The organism is Pseudonocardia sp. C8 (assembly GCF_014267175.1).
Taxonomy (GTDB): Bacteria; Actinomycetota; Actinomycetes; order Mycobacteriales; family Pseudonocardiaceae; genus Pseudonocardia.
This window is the reverse complement of record NZ_JACMTR010000002.1, coordinates 1,480,690-1,496,994: the sequence shown is the minus strand read 5'-3', so window position 1 is coordinate 1,496,994 and position 16,305 is coordinate 1,480,690. Positions and strand designations below refer to the sequence as shown.

The following is a 16,305-nucleotide window of genomic DNA, read 5'->3' as shown; positions in this document are numbered from 1 at the left end:
CGGTGTCCACGGGCCGGCCGGAGGCCGACCACACCGTCGGATCGTGATGCCAAGGTGTGGTCGCCTTGATCTTGTGCTCTTGTTCGGCTGTTCGGGGTAGTCGCTGTCAGTTCTGGCGTTGTGCTCGGTCGCGCTGTCCTCGCTAGGTTTCGTCTGCTGCTTCGTCGGCTGGGTGCTCATGGTCGGTCGCTCTCGACGGGCTCAGTGGAGGGTTGGGTATCTGATCGGGTGGTGATCAGGTGCAGTGGTGTCGGCGCGGTGGTGGTGACGGCGCGGGCCTCGCGCAGGGCGGTGGAGGCGGTGCCGCGGGAGACGCCGGCGGCGGTCTGCAGTTCGGAGACGGTCGGCCATGCTCGGTGCCGTCGGTGGTGGGCGCGGGCCGCGTCCCGGGCCCGCTCGCGGGCCGTCGGACGGCCCGACGACGAGGGCCGATCAGTCGGCTCCGGACCGCGCTGTTCAGGCCCGCCGGCCCGCGGTGCCCGCGAGTGTTCAGTCGGTCCCGCGTCCGGTGCGGACGCCGGACCGGGCGAGCCGGGTTGAACACCCGTGGCCGAACGCTGAACACCGGACAGGGCTGAACTCGGAACACCCGGGACGGTTGAACTCGACGCGACGCAGCCAGCGCCCGGCGGGTGGTCGGTGGCGGTGAGGAGGTAGAGCAGGTGCGCGGCGATCGCGGCGGCGATCGCCGGCCAGGCCCCGACCCCGAACCGCAGGACCGCGCTCGCCACCAATCCCGATCCGGAGCCCATTGGTGCGGGCGTGTCCGCGGCGGTGTCGGCGGTGGAGGTGAGGTAGGTGGCCTGGGCCAGCCCGGACAACCCGGCCGAGACGATCACGACCGCCCACGCGTAACCGGCCGCCGAGCCGCGAAGCCGGGCGGTGGCGGCGTAGGCGACCAACGCCAACCCATCAGTGATCAACGGATAGAGCCAGGCGATCCCAGTCGGGACCCCCGCGGCGGCGGCGACCTCGAACAGGCCATGCGCGGTCGCGACCGCCGCCCCGACCGCCACCGCCAACCCCGGCACCCAGATCGCGGTGCGCCCCCATCGCCCGACCCGGCCCCGCGCGACGATGCTCGCCGGGTCGGGGGCGTCGCTGCCCCACGGACTGTCGCCGGCACTCACAGCACACCCCCGAACCCGGCACTCGGCGCCGCGGCCGGGGGTGGTTCGGGAGCCGGCTGGTCGCGGCGCTCGGCCCACCACCCCACGATCATCTCGACCGCGTCGGCGTCCGCGTCGATGCCGGGGACGGTCGGGGCTGCGTCAGTTGGGGCCTGCCAGCCGGGGCGGGCCTGGTGGCGTTCCGGCGAGCACGACCCCACCGACTTGCGCAGCCGAGCGACCACCCCGGGACGCTGGCGATCGTGCCAGTCGGCGGCCCGCCCGACCGAGGCGTCCGGGCCCTGATACGCCGCACACCAGGCGTGCATCAACCACACGAGTTCTTCGACGACGTCGGGGTGCCACAGCCAGCACTCCGGCAACACCTGCGCCCCGTCCGGATACCGCAGAAACACCACGGAAAGCCACGCACACAACTCCTCGAGCAACCCCCGCACCTCGTCGGTATCCGAGGGGGCGAGCAGCCAGGACGGCGCCGGCCTCGGCCGGCGGCGGGCGGCGAGGGTGGCCAGGGTGTCGGCCATCTGCGCCACCAGCCGTCCGAGCGCGTCGACCCGCCCACGGAGCGGGTCGAGCCCGTCGAGGCGACGCCGCAGCGCGTCGACCTCGCGGGCCAGGCCGGCGAGCAGCATCTCGGGCGATCCGGGTTCGGGATGCGGCGGCAGAGACGGTGGGGCGGTCACCGGTCCCACCCCGCGTCGTCCGCCGCCTCATGGCCGCGGTCGGGCGGTCGCGGCGGCGCGGGGTCGAGTTCCTGAGCGAGGGCCTCGGCCTGGGTGGCGCGAACCCGGTCGGTGAGCGCACGCAGTTCGGCCTCCGACAGCGGCCGCATCCCACCCGGCGCAGCCTGATCGAGGGTGAACCACATCCCACCGACCGGCTCCACCGGCCCGCCATCGCGAACCCGCTCCTGATCGCCGCGCTCGACCACCTCGGCACTGGGATCGGAGTCGGCCCTGAGGGCATGCTCAGAGGTGTCGGCCGGGTCGAACCCTCGCCCGGCCTCATCGACCACCGGCCCCACCCGCCCCGCGAGGGCATCGTCGCCGACGGGTTCGTCCACCCGGGCAAGGGCATCGAGGTGGGCATGGTGGGTGTCCTCGAGCCCACCGGCGGCCCAGCCATCGGCGGCCTCCCGCCGGGGCGGGCTGTCCAGCTCGGCGCGCAGCCGTGCCCGGGCGATGTCGTGGGCGCGCTGTTCGCGGAGCTGGTCCCCGATCCGGTCCAACAACTGCTCCCGGTCGGCCTCCCAGGACGCGATCACCTCCTCCGGTATCGAGCCGCGGGCGGCGAGCAGGGCGCGCAGCCGCTCCTCCAGCGCCCGAACCTCGGCGGCGTCGACATGCGGACGGCGGCGGCTCATGACACACCCCCGTCGTCCAGCGTGCGGCTGGCTTGGTTGTGGATGAGTGCGAGCTCGCGGAATATCGCGTTCGCATCCCGCACCCGCTCATAACGCTCGCCGTAGTGGTCGGGCCACCGCTTAGCCAGCACACCGAGTACCAGCTGGCGTACCTCGTCCCGGTAGAGCCGCAGCTGCGCCCACCACGCCGTACGCGCGGCCAGCACGTCTGCTCGACCGGTCTGGTGTTGGTGGCGGCGGACGTCGCGGCGCCGCCACGCCATCCGGGCCCGGCCGATCACCGGGGCGATCCCGCGCCGGATCACCACCACCCGCCCGCTGGGGAGGTTCGCGATCTGCGCCGGCGCCAACACCGGCACCTTCCGCACCGTCCGCGACGCCACCCTCCCGTGGTCGTCGGTGGTGGTGATCCGTTCGTCGCGGTCGCCGGCCAGGGTGGACCAGAACTCCAGATCCGCCTTGTCTCGCGTCCCACCGAAAATCATCACCGCGGCCGTGTTGTTCAAAATCGTGGCGGCCTTGTGCTCGCCCCACCGGGCCAGGATCTGGGCGCGGGACTGGAACGCGCACAGGATCGTCACCCCACGGCCGCCCATGTCCGCGGTCCAGGACTCCAACGGCACCGGGGAGATCAACGCGGCCTCGTCGAGGAACAACCCCAGCGGCGGATCCAACCGCCCGCCCGGTCGGGTAGCGGCGAGCCGGCGGGCCTGGCGGGCGATGTGCCCGGTCAGCGCGCAGACCAGGGGTGCGGTCTGGGCCTCCTCGGCGCCGAGCAGGAACACCGTCGCCCGCTCCTCCAACAACTGGCCGACGTCGAAGCCGCGGCCCGGCTCGGCCGCCGCAGCCGCCGCCGGATGGGTCAACCAGCCCAGGGCGGGCATGACGCTGGAGGTGGTCGAGGAGCGGGTGCGCTCGTTGGTGGTCAGGAACTGCATCGCGTCCTGCTCGAACGCGGTCACCCCGGACCGCCGCAACAGGGCCGGCACCTCCCGACCCGCCGCATCCGGGTCGGCCACCCAGCCGAGCACGTCGGCGATCGGTTTGCCCCCGAGCGCGGCCGCGTGCAGCAGCGCGGCCAGCACCCGACGGGCCTGGCCGTCCCAGAACTCCCGGTCTCCACCCGAGCCGGAGGTGACCGCGGCGAGCATGTCGGTGGCCCGCTCGGTGGCGGTGACCGGGTTGTGGCAGCCGGTCAGCGGGTCGAACGTGATCGTCGACGCCCGGTCGCCCAGGCCGGCCGGGTTGAACACGAACACCGGCCCCCGCCCCTGGCGGCGCAGCGCCGCGCACAGCTCGAGGAGGTCGGTGCGGGTAGAGGTGACCAGCGCCGCCCCCGGATGATCAAGCACCCGGCCGGCCAGCCACCCGGTCTTCCCGGTGCGCGGGCCACCGACGACGATCACCACGTCCTCGACCAACGCCCACACCCGCAGAAGGCCCATGCGGCAGAGCTCGACCGCGGCCTCGGTGGTCGCCGCCCGCCACCGCTCCCACCGGGACACCCCGGCCAGCGACGGGCGCACCGTCACCGCCCGGCGCCGCACCGCCAGGGTGCCGGCATGCCGGACAATGTCCAGGCCGGAGGCCACCCCGACCTTGCGACGGGAGCGTGCCGCCCAGCGCGACACCGTCGCCGAGGACCGCGACCACCGATGCCACACCAACACCACCATCAGGGCGGTGACGGCGACCAGCGCGGGCCACGACAACGCGGTCACGATCGTCGCGGCCGGCAGCAGCGCCACCGCGCCCAGCCCAGCCGCCAGCGACCGGGCCCCACGGGCGAGCGCGAGCAGGGCGGCGCCGGCGAACAGGGCAAGTACCAGGCTCATGGAGCTGAACAGGATGCCCATCACTGCCCCCAGCCGGTCCGCTCGGCCCACGCCGCGACATCGGCTGCATGCCTTGCGCAGGTCTCGGCGTGCCCGGTCTCCACCTCGCTCGGGTGCGACGAGTAGGGGCCGGTATCGGCGACCCGCTGCCCGCAACTGGCACAGCGCCACCACACCCGGTCCCAGCGCGGACCGGTGCGGCCACCGCGCTCGGCGACGTGCTCGAACGCCACCACCCCCGGGGCGTCGTGGTCGTCGAACCCGAGCACCGAGGCCACCTCGGCCCACGACCGGCCCGCACCACGGGCATCCAGGGCGTAGTCACGCACCTGCCCGGCCGCGACCCACCGGCTCAACACCGCGGCCCGAAGCCCGGCAAGCGGATCGGCCAACACCGGGCGGGTGATCGCCGTGTCCCCGACCGGCTCGCGAACCTCGGTCGCGGCGAACCACTCCACCGCCAACGACCGGACCAGGTCCCGGACCCGCCACACCCGACGCTGCTGCTCGGACGGCTCTCCGAACACACTCATCACCCACCCCCACCGGCCGTCGCCGCGCCGGTCGCGGCCAGGTCCGCGGCCCAGCGCTCCACCGTCCGCCGCGACACCCCACACTCACGCGCGATCCGGGCCCGGTCCCGGCCCGCGGCCAGGGCCGCGTAGCCGGCCGACCGGAACGGGGACGCGTTCGCCCACCCACCCCGCCCCGATCCCGATCTCGACCTCGGCACTCGACGGCCGGATCGGGTCGCCCTGCGGCGCAGGGCGGCCCGCTCGGACTCGCTCAACCCTCCGGCCACCCCGAACGGCAGCGCCTCGAGCGCCCACACTCGACACTCGGCCTGCACCGGGCACCCGGCACAGACCCGCTTCGCCGCCGCCTCCACCCGCGCCAACGCCGCCCCGGACGGGGCAGTCGGGAAGAACGTCTCGGGGTTCGTGCCCGCACAGGCCGCCCGGGATCTCCAATCCCGGTCTCTGCCCGTCTCAGGGCGTCGTCCTAGGCTGTGCATCTCGCCTACTTCCTGCTGAGGTGCGGTGAGAACGGCCCGGCGGTCGTGTTCTGCCAAGATCCCGTGGCCGGGCCGGCCCACCTTCGTGATGTTCCTGCTGGTTACGCCGTGGGTGCTGGTCACTGGGTTCTCCTCGGCTCGGGCCGCCGGGCCGGTGCCGCGAACAGCCCCGGCAACGCGTCCTCGGCCTCCCGCCGCGCCTCCCGGTCCATAGCCTGATCCCGGCCGACCCGGGCGCCAGGAACAACGGCGGCCAAATGCGCCAACCGGGCCGGGAGCGGGGTGTTCTCCAGCAACGCCCGCGCGATCACCCGGGACGGACACTCCCGCCGCCGCACCACCGCCCACCCACAACCCGGGCACCGACCCACCGTCGGCGGGTCGTGGTCAACCATGATCTGCAGCAAGCCGGTGCGCCCGATCGGACCCAGCAACCGCGAATCGATCTCCTCGGGCCGCACGACCCGCTCCGGGACCGCCCATTCGCGCGGCGACTGGCCGCTCACCACGACCACCGGGCCTCGTCCACCGACACGACCGCCCCGGCCTCGGTCAGCCCGTAACACAGACCGCCGGCCTCGATCGGCTCCCCGGCACGGCCCTGCTCATCCGGACACAACACCGACCCGTCCGGATGCGAGAACCCCGGCACCCGACCCGCCCGGACCGGCCACCCTACCGGCGGGACATCGACTACCGGACCCCAACAACCCGGACACACCAGGTCTGCGAGATCGACCAGATCGTCGGCGAGCTCGCACCCGACCGCGGTGCGGTCGTGGCGCCTGGCGGTGGTGTGCATGCTGGTCTCCAGCTCGACGGTCGCGGGCCGGTCGGCCCGGCCCTCCGGTGGCGGCACCTGCCCCACCACCGCGCCCCCAGGCGCGCACGGCCTCCGAGCCTCGCCGTCCAGGGCCGGCCGCAAGTCGGTCGCGCAGCGACACGAAGCGCCAGCGCAGTGCCCTTGACGGGGAGAAAGGCCGTGCCCAACTCGGGCCGACCGGCCCACCGCCCTGCCGAAGGCAGGACCACCCAGGTCCCCGGCCCGCCCGGCCTTGAGGGCAGACTCCTCCGGCTCGCCGACGGCGGCCGCGCTCACCGGTCACCACCCGGCGACTCGGCCACCACCGGCGCGTCCTCGACGGGCTCAGTGCGGTTCAACGCCGGTGTCGCAGCCCGGTCGAACGCCGACACGAACGTCGACACCGCCCCCGGCAGACCGGCCCCGACCGGCGTCGCCAACAACAGCACGAGGGCGAACAGTGAAAACACGACCGCACCACCGGCCGAGTGCGCCTTCGCACAGACCACCGCACCGACCACCGTGACCAGGAGCAGGACTCCGACACTGCCCATCACTCGGCGCTCCGGCGCGGCACCGGCACCCAGTCAGCGGCGTCGACGACGGTCTGTTCGGCTACGGCGAGATCAGCAAGCACCTCAATGGCCTTGGCAGGCACGATCAGTCGCCCGCGGATGCGGACGGCGGGGAAGCCGCCCGAATTGATGGCGCGGTAGAGCGTCATCGCTGACATGCCCAACATCTGGGCGGCTTGGGCGACGCTGTAGAAGCGGGGCGCGGACTCCGGAACTGGAACCGCTACCTGAGTCAGAGGTCGATTTGTGGTGTGAGCCATGCCGGTAAGAGTGACCGGCCGAGGCAGATGTGATCGAACAACGGTGTGTTGTACGACGCGCCGTTGTGCCTATGCTGGAAGCAGCGTCTCCCGATGCTCCCACGCGAGTGCCAGGAGCGCCGCTCCTGCGGCCTGCATGGGCTCGTCGTAGGCAAGCCGCTCGACCTCCGCGGCTGTGAGCGGATGACCGATCTGCCCGTCACCGGACGAGGTCAGCTCGCCCTCGCTATTGCCGCTAACCAGGCTCGCGAACAGGCGGTCGAACACACGCGCGTCGATGACCGTGACGGCCAGGAGGTCGGTCGCCAATGTCAGCGGGTCGACTCCCATACCGAGGCAGTATGTCCGGACGGCACCCTGCCTCCGCTCGTAGTCGAGAGATACAGCCACCGGCCATGCCGGGTAGTCGATCGGTCCGGCGCCAGCCGGGGGCTCCTCCTCACCGAGCAGTTCTTCGGCATACTCACGCTGCAGGCACCGCCACAAGGAGAAGTCATTGTGGACGCTGTCAGGGTGGTCCGTAGCCGGCTGAAAGACCCCGACTGGGAGCACCTGGAACAGACCACCAGCGTGCCCCACCTTGGCTGGGTCGCGCCAATGCACAAGGAACCGCGCGTCTCCAGTCTCTGCGTCGTGCCGAACTGTGAGGGCACTGATCGCGACGTTCGTAGGACGGCGGCTAGGATCGACGGGGTTGCCGATCATGGATCGCTGGACCACCTGATCTTCCACGCCGAGCTGGATCGCAGCGAATTCGTGCGCAACAGATTCGCCAGTATCGACCGCATCGAAATAATGGCCGAGTCCGAAGGTCATCGACGGCTGTTCCACATCGAGTCGCACGGAAAGTAGACGATATGTTGGACGATTTTCGAATATTGCAGGCGGAGCAAGCCGCCTGATCAGGTCCGAGTACCTTGGCTCGGGCGTCGGTGGCGTCTCAGGCGCCGCATTAGTGTCGAGTACCAGCTCAATCGACTCCAGCAGGATCGGGGTCGACGGAAGCCATGACCGGTCGGCGAGCAGCGGGGTGTCGGCGACCCGCGGCACCTCCGGGTACAGCTCACGCGAGGCCTGGACTGCTAGCTTGTAACGGTTGTCGCGCAGATAGTGCCGGACTCGGAGCCACTCCCGGTCGGCGTCGGTGAGAACGTCGGGTCGCTCGTAGACACCGGGCACCAGCAGCTCCTTCCGTCACAGGCCGAGCAGGACCTCCCGATGCTGCCAAGCCAGCGAGAGGCACGCCGCACCGGGTGAAGCCAATGGCTCCTCGGACAGCATCCGCTCGATGCTCTCCGCGGTGAAGGGAACGCCCTCGGCGACGTCCTGACCAACGCCAACGATCTCGCCCTCCTCGTTGTACCGGACGACTGACTCAAACGCCTGCCTGAACGCGTCGTCGTCGAGCACGACGACGGTCAGGATCGTTGCCGCGAGCGTCAGGGCGTCGAGGCCTACCCCCAGCACGTGGGCGCTGGCCGTTCCGGCGGCGAGGCACTGCTCGAACGTACGGTATAGCGACCAGCTGTCGTAGTCGATCGCCTTGCTACGGGTACCGTCGTGCTCAGGCGTGCCCAGCAGCTCCTCGGAATACTCGCGCACGATGTTGCGCCACAGATCGAAGTCGTTGCGACGGTCCCACAGTGCGACGCTGGAGGGCTGGAACTCACCGGCCGGTACGACGTCGTAGAGGCCGCCGGCCGTCGCGACCCGCGACGGGTCGCGCCAATGCAGCAGAAACGACGGCTCGACCGGATAGCGATGGAGCCGGATCGTCAGCGTGGTGATGGCTGGAATGATGGCCCGGCGGAACGGGTCGAACGGGTCGCCAATCAGGTCCCGGAACGGGAGCCGACCGCGCAGCGCCCGACCCGGCGCCGCCAGAGCAGCCGAATCGTCCATGCACACCGCGGCGACCTCATGGCCGAGTGCCTCTGAAACGTCAAGCTTGTCGAAGTAGGCCGCGAGGCCGAACGACAAGTTCCCGTTCGCCGGGGACCCACCGAGCAATCGGTAACTCGGGCGGGACTCGAACAAGGCCGGCCTGTCCAGGTGTTTGATCGCCGACGTGTAGTACTCGAACCGGGCATCCCTGATCCGCAACGGGCGCGCACCGGCCGACTCGGGCTCGCTGCCGTCGACGGCGCAGGGCGACTCGGTCTCGTCGAGCGACAGCGCGACCGAACGCAGCGGCACGGGCTCGCGCGGGACCCAGTCAGGGGCAGCGATCAGCGGTGCACGCGGGATCCGGTGCTCGGCCGAGTAGAGGTCGACGGCGAGGCGAGCCAGCCCAGCACGGTTCCGGTTGAGCCAGCAACGCTCGGCCCGCCACTGCGCCCGGCTCGTCGCGATCTCAGGACTTTCGTCCTCGCTGGAGACCAGGAAGCGGCTCTGCCCGGACGAGAGCCCGAGCTCCTCCGGTGCGATACCCAGCTCAGCGACCAGCTGTCGCCGCTGCTCCAGGGACAGCGCGCGCGTGCCCTTCTCCATTTGAGAGAGGTGCTGCTGCGTGGTACCCAGCAGCTCGGCGACGTGTTCCTGCGTGTAACGGTGGCGCTTGCGCCATGCTCGAAGGACACCGCCAGCGTCGTCGGTGGCGTGGTCGGTCCTCGGCCGTGCCAACCAGTTACCAGAGAATCCGGCCATCGCCACCACCTCCTCGGCCAAGCATGCGGTACACATCGCTGCCCCCGAGCCCGTTTGGGACAATTCGGTCCCTACCATCGGAAGGTCACCGGGCCTCGGTCCCCTACGACCGGCAGGACTTCCAGTTCGTATCTGCCGATCCACTGTTCGCCGTCATCGGTGTTGTCTTGGTCCTCGACGCGTGCGATGCCGATGAGATGCCGGCGAAACGCCTCCGGATCGTCGAGCCGACCCGAGACCACTCTCGCCGGGTATCGGTGGCCGTCCGGGCCTCTCAACGTGACGGTCCAGTACTGCGCGATGTCCGTGCTCGGGACTCGCCGAGTGTGATCATCGGTCGACTGCTCGTCCACGGGAGGAGGCTTCTCGACGCCCTCGGCCTGCTCGTTGTCGACTGACTTGCTGCTCACCACGTGCGGACGCTGTCCCGGCTCGCCGCCGAGGACACCCCACTCCCGGAGCAGCTCGAACGCTCGATGCACAGTGCTGGGCGCCAGGCCCTTCTCTGCGGCCAGTCTCTTGATACTCGGTAGGTGCCCACCGGCAGGCACCGCTCCGGCCTCGATGAGTTGGAGCAGTTCGACGGCCAAGCGGTCCCGGGCCGTTCGCGGATCACGCCGTACACGCTCCGCATCGGACTCGCCGCGCGCCGGGAGACGCGGCATCCGTTTGCCGAGCCCGTCGGCCGCTCGCTGGTCCGCCTCCGACACCCATGCCGCATACACCCGCAGCGTCGTCACACCTCCTCCAGAGTGTCCGAGCCGGCCGGCCACTGTTCGCACGTCCACGCCGGCCGCGATCAGTTCCGTCGCCGAGTAATGCCGCAGGTTGTGTAGGTGGGTGTCGAGCCCAAGCCGGGCCGCCAGCCGCGAATACCGCTGTGTCACCGATCCCGGCACCAGACTCGTCGTCCCGTCCGGCGCTAGCGAGAACACGAACGCCTCCGGCCGCAGTTCCACCCCGATCGCTCCTGCACGTTCCACGCACCGCACCCGGTGGTCGCGCAGCACCTCGATCGTCTCCGCGTCGAGCGCGAGGCGCCGCTGCTGGTGAGTCTTGGTGTCCTTGTCCTGCAGTGTCCGCCCGTCCTGGGCGATCGCCCGCCGGATCGTCAACGTCCCCGACTCGAGGGCGACGTTCGACCAGCGCAGCGCGCACAGCTCACCGCGCCGGGCGCCGGTGGTCATGAACAGCCAGACCAGCGCACCCCAATCCGGATCCCGCCACGCCTCGTTCAGGATCCGAGCGGCCTCCTCTGCAGACGGTGGCTGCGGGTCTGGAAGCGGCTTCGCCGGCGGCGACACGAACTCAACCGGGTTGACGGACACCCACCGCCACCGCACGCCGCGCGAGAACGCTCCGTTGAGCACGAAGTGGATGTGCCGGATCGTCGCGGGAGCGAGCGGCCGGCACCGGTGCGGACGGCACCGGTCGTCGCACGCGTGCTCGCGCGGCGTCCGGTGGTCGATGCCCCGACCAGAGCGGTCGCAGTGATCCCGGCAGCGGCGCAGCTCGGCGTAGAGCGAGTCGAGAGCCTCGGCGCCAACGGCGCCAGCTTTCGTCTTCCCCAAGAACGGGCGGACGTGCAGCTGCAGGTACCGGGTGTAGGCCCGGAGGGTGGTCGCGCCGACGTCAACCGTATCTAAGTAGCGGTCGAGCAACTGGTCCAATGTCGCGCTGGTGCGCGGACTGCGCTGCTCATCGACGGAGTTGAGGAGTCGCGTCCGGGCGGCCTCGGCCCGGGCCTCCTGTCGCGGCCCGGGCTCGACGATCTCGACAAGCGTGTTGCGCTTCCCCGATACCGGGTCCTGCCCGCCGTGAACGCGGACACGCAGCGCTCCGCTGGGCAGCTCATCGATCGTTCCCCGCTGCCTTCGGCGACCGGCCTTCGCCCGTGGCATGGACCGATGATACGGGCCTCCGTGTCACGAGATGTGTCACGCGCGTAGATCAACGATCACAAATGACACAAACCTGCTGGCCAGAGGGGTGGGCGCGGCAGGGTTCGAACCTGCGACCGCTCGGGTGTAAACCGAGTGCTCTCCCGCTGAGCTACGCGCCCGACGCCCCGCACCGCGAGGAACGGGGCCGGAACAGTCTCACATGGCACCGAGCGCCCGGCGCCACCCGTCCTGGTCCCGCGGCTCCCCCGGCTGGTTCACCTCGGCGAACGAGACAACCCCGTCCGGCTGCACGAGGAACGTCCCGCGCAGGGCCATCCCCTTGTCGGAGTTGAAGACCCCGTACTCCGACGCCACCGCGCCGTGCGGCCAGAAGTCCGACAGCAGCGGGAAGGTGAAGCCGGCCGACGAGGCCCACGCGTGCAACGCGAAGGTGGGGTCGCAGGACACCGCGAGCACCTGCACGGACGAGTTCTGGAAGGAGGAGAGCGACGCCTGCACCGCCGAGAGCTCCCCGCCACAGATCCCGGAGAACGCGAACGGGTAGAAGACCACCAGGGCCGCCCTGCCCGACGACAGCACCGACGACAGCGAGACCTGCTGCCGGTTCTGGTCGGGCAGGACGAACCCGGGCGCGACGGCGCCGACGGTCGGTCCGCTCAGCGTTTGCCCTTCCCCTGCTTCGGTGGGACCAGCTTGGAGCCCACCCAGTCGTCGCCCAGGGTCGCGTTCGAGGTCTGCGACAGCCCGGCGGTCGGGGCCGCCTCGGCGATCTCGGACGGCTCGAGGTGCCCGTCCCGGCCGGTCTTCGGTGTCAGCACCCAGACCATGCCGTCGTCGGCCAGCGGGGTTCGGGCGTCGACGAGCGTGTCGACCAGGTCCCCGTCCCCCTCACGGAACCACAGGAGGACGACGTCGATGACCTCCTGGGCGTCCTCGTCCAGCATTTCCTCACCGGTCGTGTCCTCGACGGCCTCTCTGACCCGGTCGTCGACGTCGGTGTCGTATCCCAGCTCCTGGACGATCATGCCCGGCTCGATGCCGAGCTTCCCCGCGATGTCGGACGCACCGGCATCAGCCGCGGTCACCACTCGTTCCCCTTTCACGCTGCTCACGCAGCCCATCGTCATCGGTTCCGCGCGCGGGCGCCAGCCCTCCCACGAAATCGGATGGGGCATCCGATCACGGGGGAACGACCCGATGCAACTGGGGCGCCGGCCGGGACGGCGAGGAGCCGCAGCTCACCCCACCATCCGTTCAGTTACGTCGGAGTAGTACCTATCCTCGCCGCAACGCCCCGTTACCCCTGCGTTCCACCCGGGACGCGTGTTTCGGGCCCGCGCCGGAACGGGCACGATGGTCACCCACGCCCGCTCCCGTCCCGGCCGGCAGCGTCAGGTGTCCGCCACCCACCGATCCGGGGGTGGACGGGTGCGGACGCGGACGTGAGCAAGCAGGGCCGGGCGATCCCGGCCACCGACGGACCAGGCAGGGAGAACCCTTGACCGCGCAGAGCAGCAGGGCCGGCGACGAGCCGCGCCGCGTGAACGTGATCCGGGACGGGCTGGCGGCTCATCTTCCGGATATCGATCCGGAGGAGACGGCCGAGTGGTTGGAGTCCTTCGACGCGGTCCTGGACAATGCCGGGCAGCAGCGGGCCCGGTATCTGATGTTGACGATGCTGCAGCGGGCCCGGGAGCGCCATGTCGGGGTGCCCGCGTTGACGGCGACCGACTATGTGAACACGATCCCGACCGAGCGGGAGCCGTGGTTCCCCGGTGACGAGGACGTGGAGCGCACCTACCGCCGCTGGCTGCGGTGGAACGCGGCGATGACGGTGCACCGCGCCCAGCGTCCCGGGATCGGGGTGGGCGGGCACATCTCCTCGTATGCCTCCTCGGCGACGCTGTACGAGGTGGGGTTCAACCACTTCTTTAGGGGCAAGGACCATCCCGGCGGCGGGGACCAGGTCTTCATCCAGGGGCATGCCTCGCCGGGCATCTACGCGCGCGCGTTCCTGGAGGGCCGCCTGTCCGCGGACCGGTTGGACGGGTTCCGCCAGGAGCTCTCGCACGCCGGCCCGGGTGGGGGGCTGCCCTCGTATCCGCATCCGCGGTTGATGCCCGACTTCTGGGAGTTCCCCACGGTGTCGATGGGGATCGGCCCGATGAACGCGATCATGCAGGCCCGGTTCAACCGCTACCTGGGCGACCGCGGCATCACCAACACCTCCGATCAGCGGGTGTGGGCGTTCCTCGGCGACGGCGAGATGGACGAGCCGGAGTCCCGGGGCATGGTGCAGGTGGCCGCGAACGAGGGCCTGGACAACCTCACCTTCGTGATCAACTGCAACCTGCAGCGCCTGGACGGCCCGGTCCGCGGCAACGGCAAGATCATCCAGGAGCTGGAGGCGTTCTTCCGCGGCGCCGGCTGGAACGTGATCAAGGTGATCTGGGGCCGGGAGTGGGACGCCCTGCTGCACGCCGACCGGGACGGCGCCCTGATCAACCTGATGAACACCACCCCGGACGGCGACTACCAGACCTACAAGGCCAACGACGGCGCCTACGTGCGGGATCACTTCTTCGGCCGCGACCCGCGGACCAAGGCCCTGGTCGAGCCCATGACCGATGCCGAGATCTGGAACCTCAAACGCGGCGGGCACGACTACCGCAAGGTCCACGCCGCCTACGCCGCCGCGACCGCGCACCACGGCCAGCCCACGGTGATCCTGGCCAAGACCATCAAGGGCTACGGGCTGGGCTCGCATTTCGCCGGCCGCAACGCCACCCACCAGATGAAAAAGCTCACCCTCGACGACCTCAAGCAGTTCCGCGACGAGCAGCGCATCCCCATCTCAGATGCGGCGCTGGAGGCCGACCCCTACCTGCCGCCCTACTACCACCCCGGCGACGACGACGAGGCGATCCAGTATCTGCGGGAGCGCCGCCGCCAGCTCGGCGGCCCGCTGCCCTCACGCCGCACGTCGTCCAAGGCGTTGGTGCTGCCCGGGGACAAGGTCTACGACCCGGTCCGGAAGGGCTCCGGCAAGCAGGAGGTCGCCACCACCATGGCGTTCGTCCGGCTGCTCCGCGAACTGATCAAGGACAAAAACGTCGGCGGCCGGATCGTGCCGATCATCCCGGACGAGGCCCGCACCTTCGGCATCGACGCCATGTTCCCCACCCAGAAGATCTACAACCCGCACGGCCAGCACTACACCTCGGTCGACGCCGAACTACTGCTGGCCTACAAGGAATCCGAACAAGGCCAGATCCTGCACGAAGGCATCAACGAAGCCGGCTCGGTCGGCACGTTCACCGCCGCCGGCACCTCCTATGCCACCCACGGCGAGCCGATGATCCCGATCTATGTCTTCTACTCCATGTTCGGGTTCCAACGCACCGGCGACTCCATCTGGGCCGCCGCCGACCAGATGGCCCGCGGGTTCCTCGTCGGCGCCACCGCCGGACGCACCACCCTGACCGGCGAAGGCCTGCAACACAACGACGGCCACTCCCTGCTGCTGGCCGCCACCAACCCCGCCGTCGTCGCCTACGACCCCGCCTTCTCCTACGAGGTCGCCCACATCGTCCGCGACGGACTGCGCCGCATGGTCGGCGACAACGCCGAGAACGTCATCTACTACCTCACCGTCTACAACGAGCCCTACGTCCAACCCGCCGAACCGGCCGACCTCGACACCGACGGCCTGCTGCGCGGCCTCTACCGCTACGCACCCGCCCCCGACGGCACCGGACCCGTCGTCCGGCTGCTCGCCTCCGGGGTCGCCATGCCCTGGGCCCTGCACGCCCAACAGATGCTCGCCGACGACTGGGACGTCCGCGCCGAGGTCTGGTCGGTCACCTCCTGGGGCGAACTGCGCCGCGACGGCGTCGACGCCGAACGAGCCAACCTGCTCCACCCTGCCGCCGACCCCGTCGTGCCCTACGTCACCAGCAAACTCGGCAACGGCGACCACGCCGACACCCCGGTCATCGCCGTCTCCGACTGGATGCGCGCCATCCCCGACCAGATCCGCCAATGGTCCCCGGCACCGTTCACCTCCCTGGGCACCGACGGATTCGGCCTGTCCGACACCCGCCCCGCCGCCCGCCGCCACTTCGCCGTCGACGCCGAGTCCATCGTGGTCGGCGCCCTGACCACACTCGCCCGCCAAGGACAGATCAAAACCGAAACCGCCGCCGACGCCGCCACCCGCTACAAGATCGACGACCCCCAAGCCGCCGGCCCCCAAACCAGCGACTCCGGCGTCGCCTGACACCCACCCACCACACCGACCCACGGCCCGCCACACCCCCGACCAGGGGCATGGCGGGCCGTGGTCGTTTTCGCCCCTCCCAGGGCGGCGCAGATCACGATAGGCTCCGCCCGACGGAGGTCGGGCTGATCACATCCGAGGCGCGACCGGCCGTCGCGACCAGGGCGTGGACCGTGTGCGCCGCTGGCCGGCGGTTCCGGGACGAGGTGTTCCGGGCCGATGAACGAGGGAGCAGGAATGGCAGAAGGCACCGTCAAGTGGTTCAACAGCGAGAAGGGCTACGGCTTCCTCGCTCCCGACGGTGGTGGTGCGGACGTGTTCGTGCACTACTCGGCGATCCAGACCCAGGGGTACAAGACCCTCGACGAGGGCCAGCGCGTGTCGTTCGACATCGAGCAGGGCCAGAAGGGGCCGCAGGCCAGCAAGGTCACCCCACTGGGCTGACACCGTCCACATCGGTTCCGCGGTCCGGGCGGCAGGCCCGGGCCGGGTCCGG

At 70.7% G+C, this 16,305-nt stretch carries 17 protein-coding genes and 1 tRNA gene; 2 read left to right on the top strand and 16 right to left on the bottom strand.

The annotated features are described in order from the left end of the window. Positions 1-176: 176 nt before the first annotated feature. The 16 genes from H7X46_RS07635 to H7X46_RS07560 form a co-directional block, all read right to left on the bottom strand. Positions 177-1,130 carry a hypothetical protein gene (locus H7X46_RS07635; protein WP_186358734.1) on the bottom strand — a complete coding sequence of 318 codons (954 nt, stop codon included), beginning with the start codon at positions 1,128-1,130 and terminating at the stop codon, positions 177-179. After that, positions 1,127-1,813, bottom strand: a complete 687-nt coding sequence (locus H7X46_RS07630) for a hypothetical protein (protein WP_370588651.1) — start codon at positions 1,811-1,813, stop codon at positions 1,127-1,129. Before H7X46_RS07630 ends, H7X46_RS07635 begins: the two co-directional genes overlap by 4 nt. Continuing rightward, positions 1,810-2,493 carry a hypothetical protein gene (locus H7X46_RS07625; RefSeq protein ID WP_186358733.1) on the bottom strand — a complete coding sequence of 228 codons (684 nt, stop codon included), beginning with the start codon at positions 2,491-2,493 and terminating at the stop codon, positions 1,810-1,812. Before H7X46_RS07625 ends, H7X46_RS07630 begins: the two co-directional genes overlap by 4 nt. Continuing rightward, entirely contained in the window at positions 2,490-4,328 is a 1,839-nt protein-coding gene (locus H7X46_RS30360) for a type IV secretory system conjugative DNA transfer family protein (protein WP_186358732.1), read from the bottom strand. Before H7X46_RS30360 ends, H7X46_RS07625 begins: the two co-directional genes overlap by 4 nt. Before the next feature lie 20 nt (positions 4,329-4,348). Further along, complete coding sequence (locus H7X46_RS07615) at positions 4,349-4,861, bottom strand: hypothetical protein (RefSeq protein WP_186358731.1); 513 nt, start codon at positions 4,859-4,861, stop codon at positions 4,349-4,351. Then, positions 4,861-5,343: a WhiB family transcriptional regulator gene (locus H7X46_RS30550; RefSeq protein WP_186358730.1), complete on the bottom strand. Its 483-nt coding sequence runs from the start codon at positions 5,341-5,343 to the stop codon at positions 4,861-4,863. Before H7X46_RS30550 ends, H7X46_RS07615 begins: the two co-directional genes overlap by 1 nt. A gap of 119 nt (positions 5,344-5,462) precedes the next feature. Beyond that, the gene (locus tag H7X46_RS07605; RefSeq protein WP_186358729.1) at positions 5,463-5,849 is read right to left on the bottom strand and encodes a hypothetical protein; all 387 of its coding nucleotides are present in this window, start codon (positions 5,847-5,849) and stop codon (positions 5,463-5,465) included. After that, positions 5,846-6,202: a hypothetical protein gene (locus H7X46_RS07600; protein ID WP_186358728.1), complete on the bottom strand. Its 357-nt coding sequence runs from the start codon at positions 6,200-6,202 to the stop codon at positions 5,846-5,848. The genes H7X46_RS07605 and H7X46_RS07600 overlap by 4 nt, the downstream gene beginning before the upstream one ends. Positions 6,203-6,438: 236 nt before the next feature. Continuing rightward, on the bottom strand, positions 6,439-6,699 hold the full coding sequence (locus H7X46_RS07595; protein WP_186358727.1) for a hypothetical protein: 261 nt from the start codon (positions 6,697-6,699) through the stop codon (positions 6,439-6,441). Further along, entirely contained in the window at positions 6,699-6,980 is a 282-nt protein-coding gene (locus H7X46_RS07590; protein ID WP_186358726.1) for a helix-turn-helix domain-containing protein, read from the bottom strand. The genes H7X46_RS07595 and H7X46_RS07590 overlap by 1 nt, the downstream gene beginning before the upstream one ends. 69 nt (positions 6,981-7,049) lie before the next feature. Beyond that, entirely contained in the window at positions 7,050-8,159 is a 1,110-nt protein-coding gene (locus H7X46_RS07585) for a transcriptional regulator (protein WP_186358725.1), read from the bottom strand. Positions 8,160-8,174: 15 nt separating this feature from the next. After that, entirely contained in the window at positions 8,175-9,647 is a 1,473-nt protein-coding gene (locus H7X46_RS07580; RefSeq protein ID WP_186358724.1) for a helix-turn-helix domain-containing protein, read from the bottom strand. A gap of 50 nt (positions 9,648-9,697) precedes the next feature. Next, on the bottom strand, positions 9,698-11,527 hold the full coding sequence (locus tag H7X46_RS07575; RefSeq protein ID WP_186358723.1) for a tyrosine-type recombinase/integrase: 1,830 nt from the start codon (positions 11,525-11,527) through the stop codon (positions 9,698-9,700). Between the two features lie 89 nt (positions 11,528-11,616). Continuing rightward, positions 11,617-11,688: transfer RNA gene (locus H7X46_RS07570), tRNA-Val, on the bottom strand. Between the two features lie 37 nt (positions 11,689-11,725). Then, positions 11,726-12,190, bottom strand: a complete 465-nt coding sequence (locus H7X46_RS07565; RefSeq protein WP_186362511.1) for a redoxin domain-containing protein — start codon at positions 12,188-12,190, stop codon at positions 11,726-11,728. Then, positions 12,187-12,618 (bottom strand): DUF3052 domain-containing protein, encoded by a 432-nt coding sequence (locus tag H7X46_RS07560; protein WP_186362510.1) that lies wholly within the window; start codon positions 12,616-12,618, stop codon positions 12,187-12,189. Before H7X46_RS07560 ends, H7X46_RS07565 begins: the two co-directional genes overlap by 4 nt. Positions 12,619-13,028: 410 nt before the next feature. Between H7X46_RS07560 and aceE the strand changes: the two genes are divergently transcribed. Then, the gene (gene aceE / locus H7X46_RS07555) at positions 13,029-15,809 is read left to right on the top strand and encodes a pyruvate dehydrogenase (acetyl-transferring), homodimeric type (RefSeq protein ID WP_186358722.1); all 2,781 of its coding nucleotides are present in this window, start codon (positions 13,029-13,031) and stop codon (positions 15,807-15,809) included. Positions 15,810-16,046: 237 nt separating this feature from the next. Continuing rightward, positions 16,047-16,253: a cold-shock protein gene (locus H7X46_RS07550; protein WP_186358721.1), complete on the top strand. Its 207-nt coding sequence runs from the start codon at positions 16,047-16,049 to the stop codon at positions 16,251-16,253. Positions 16,254-16,305 lie beyond the last annotated feature (52 nt).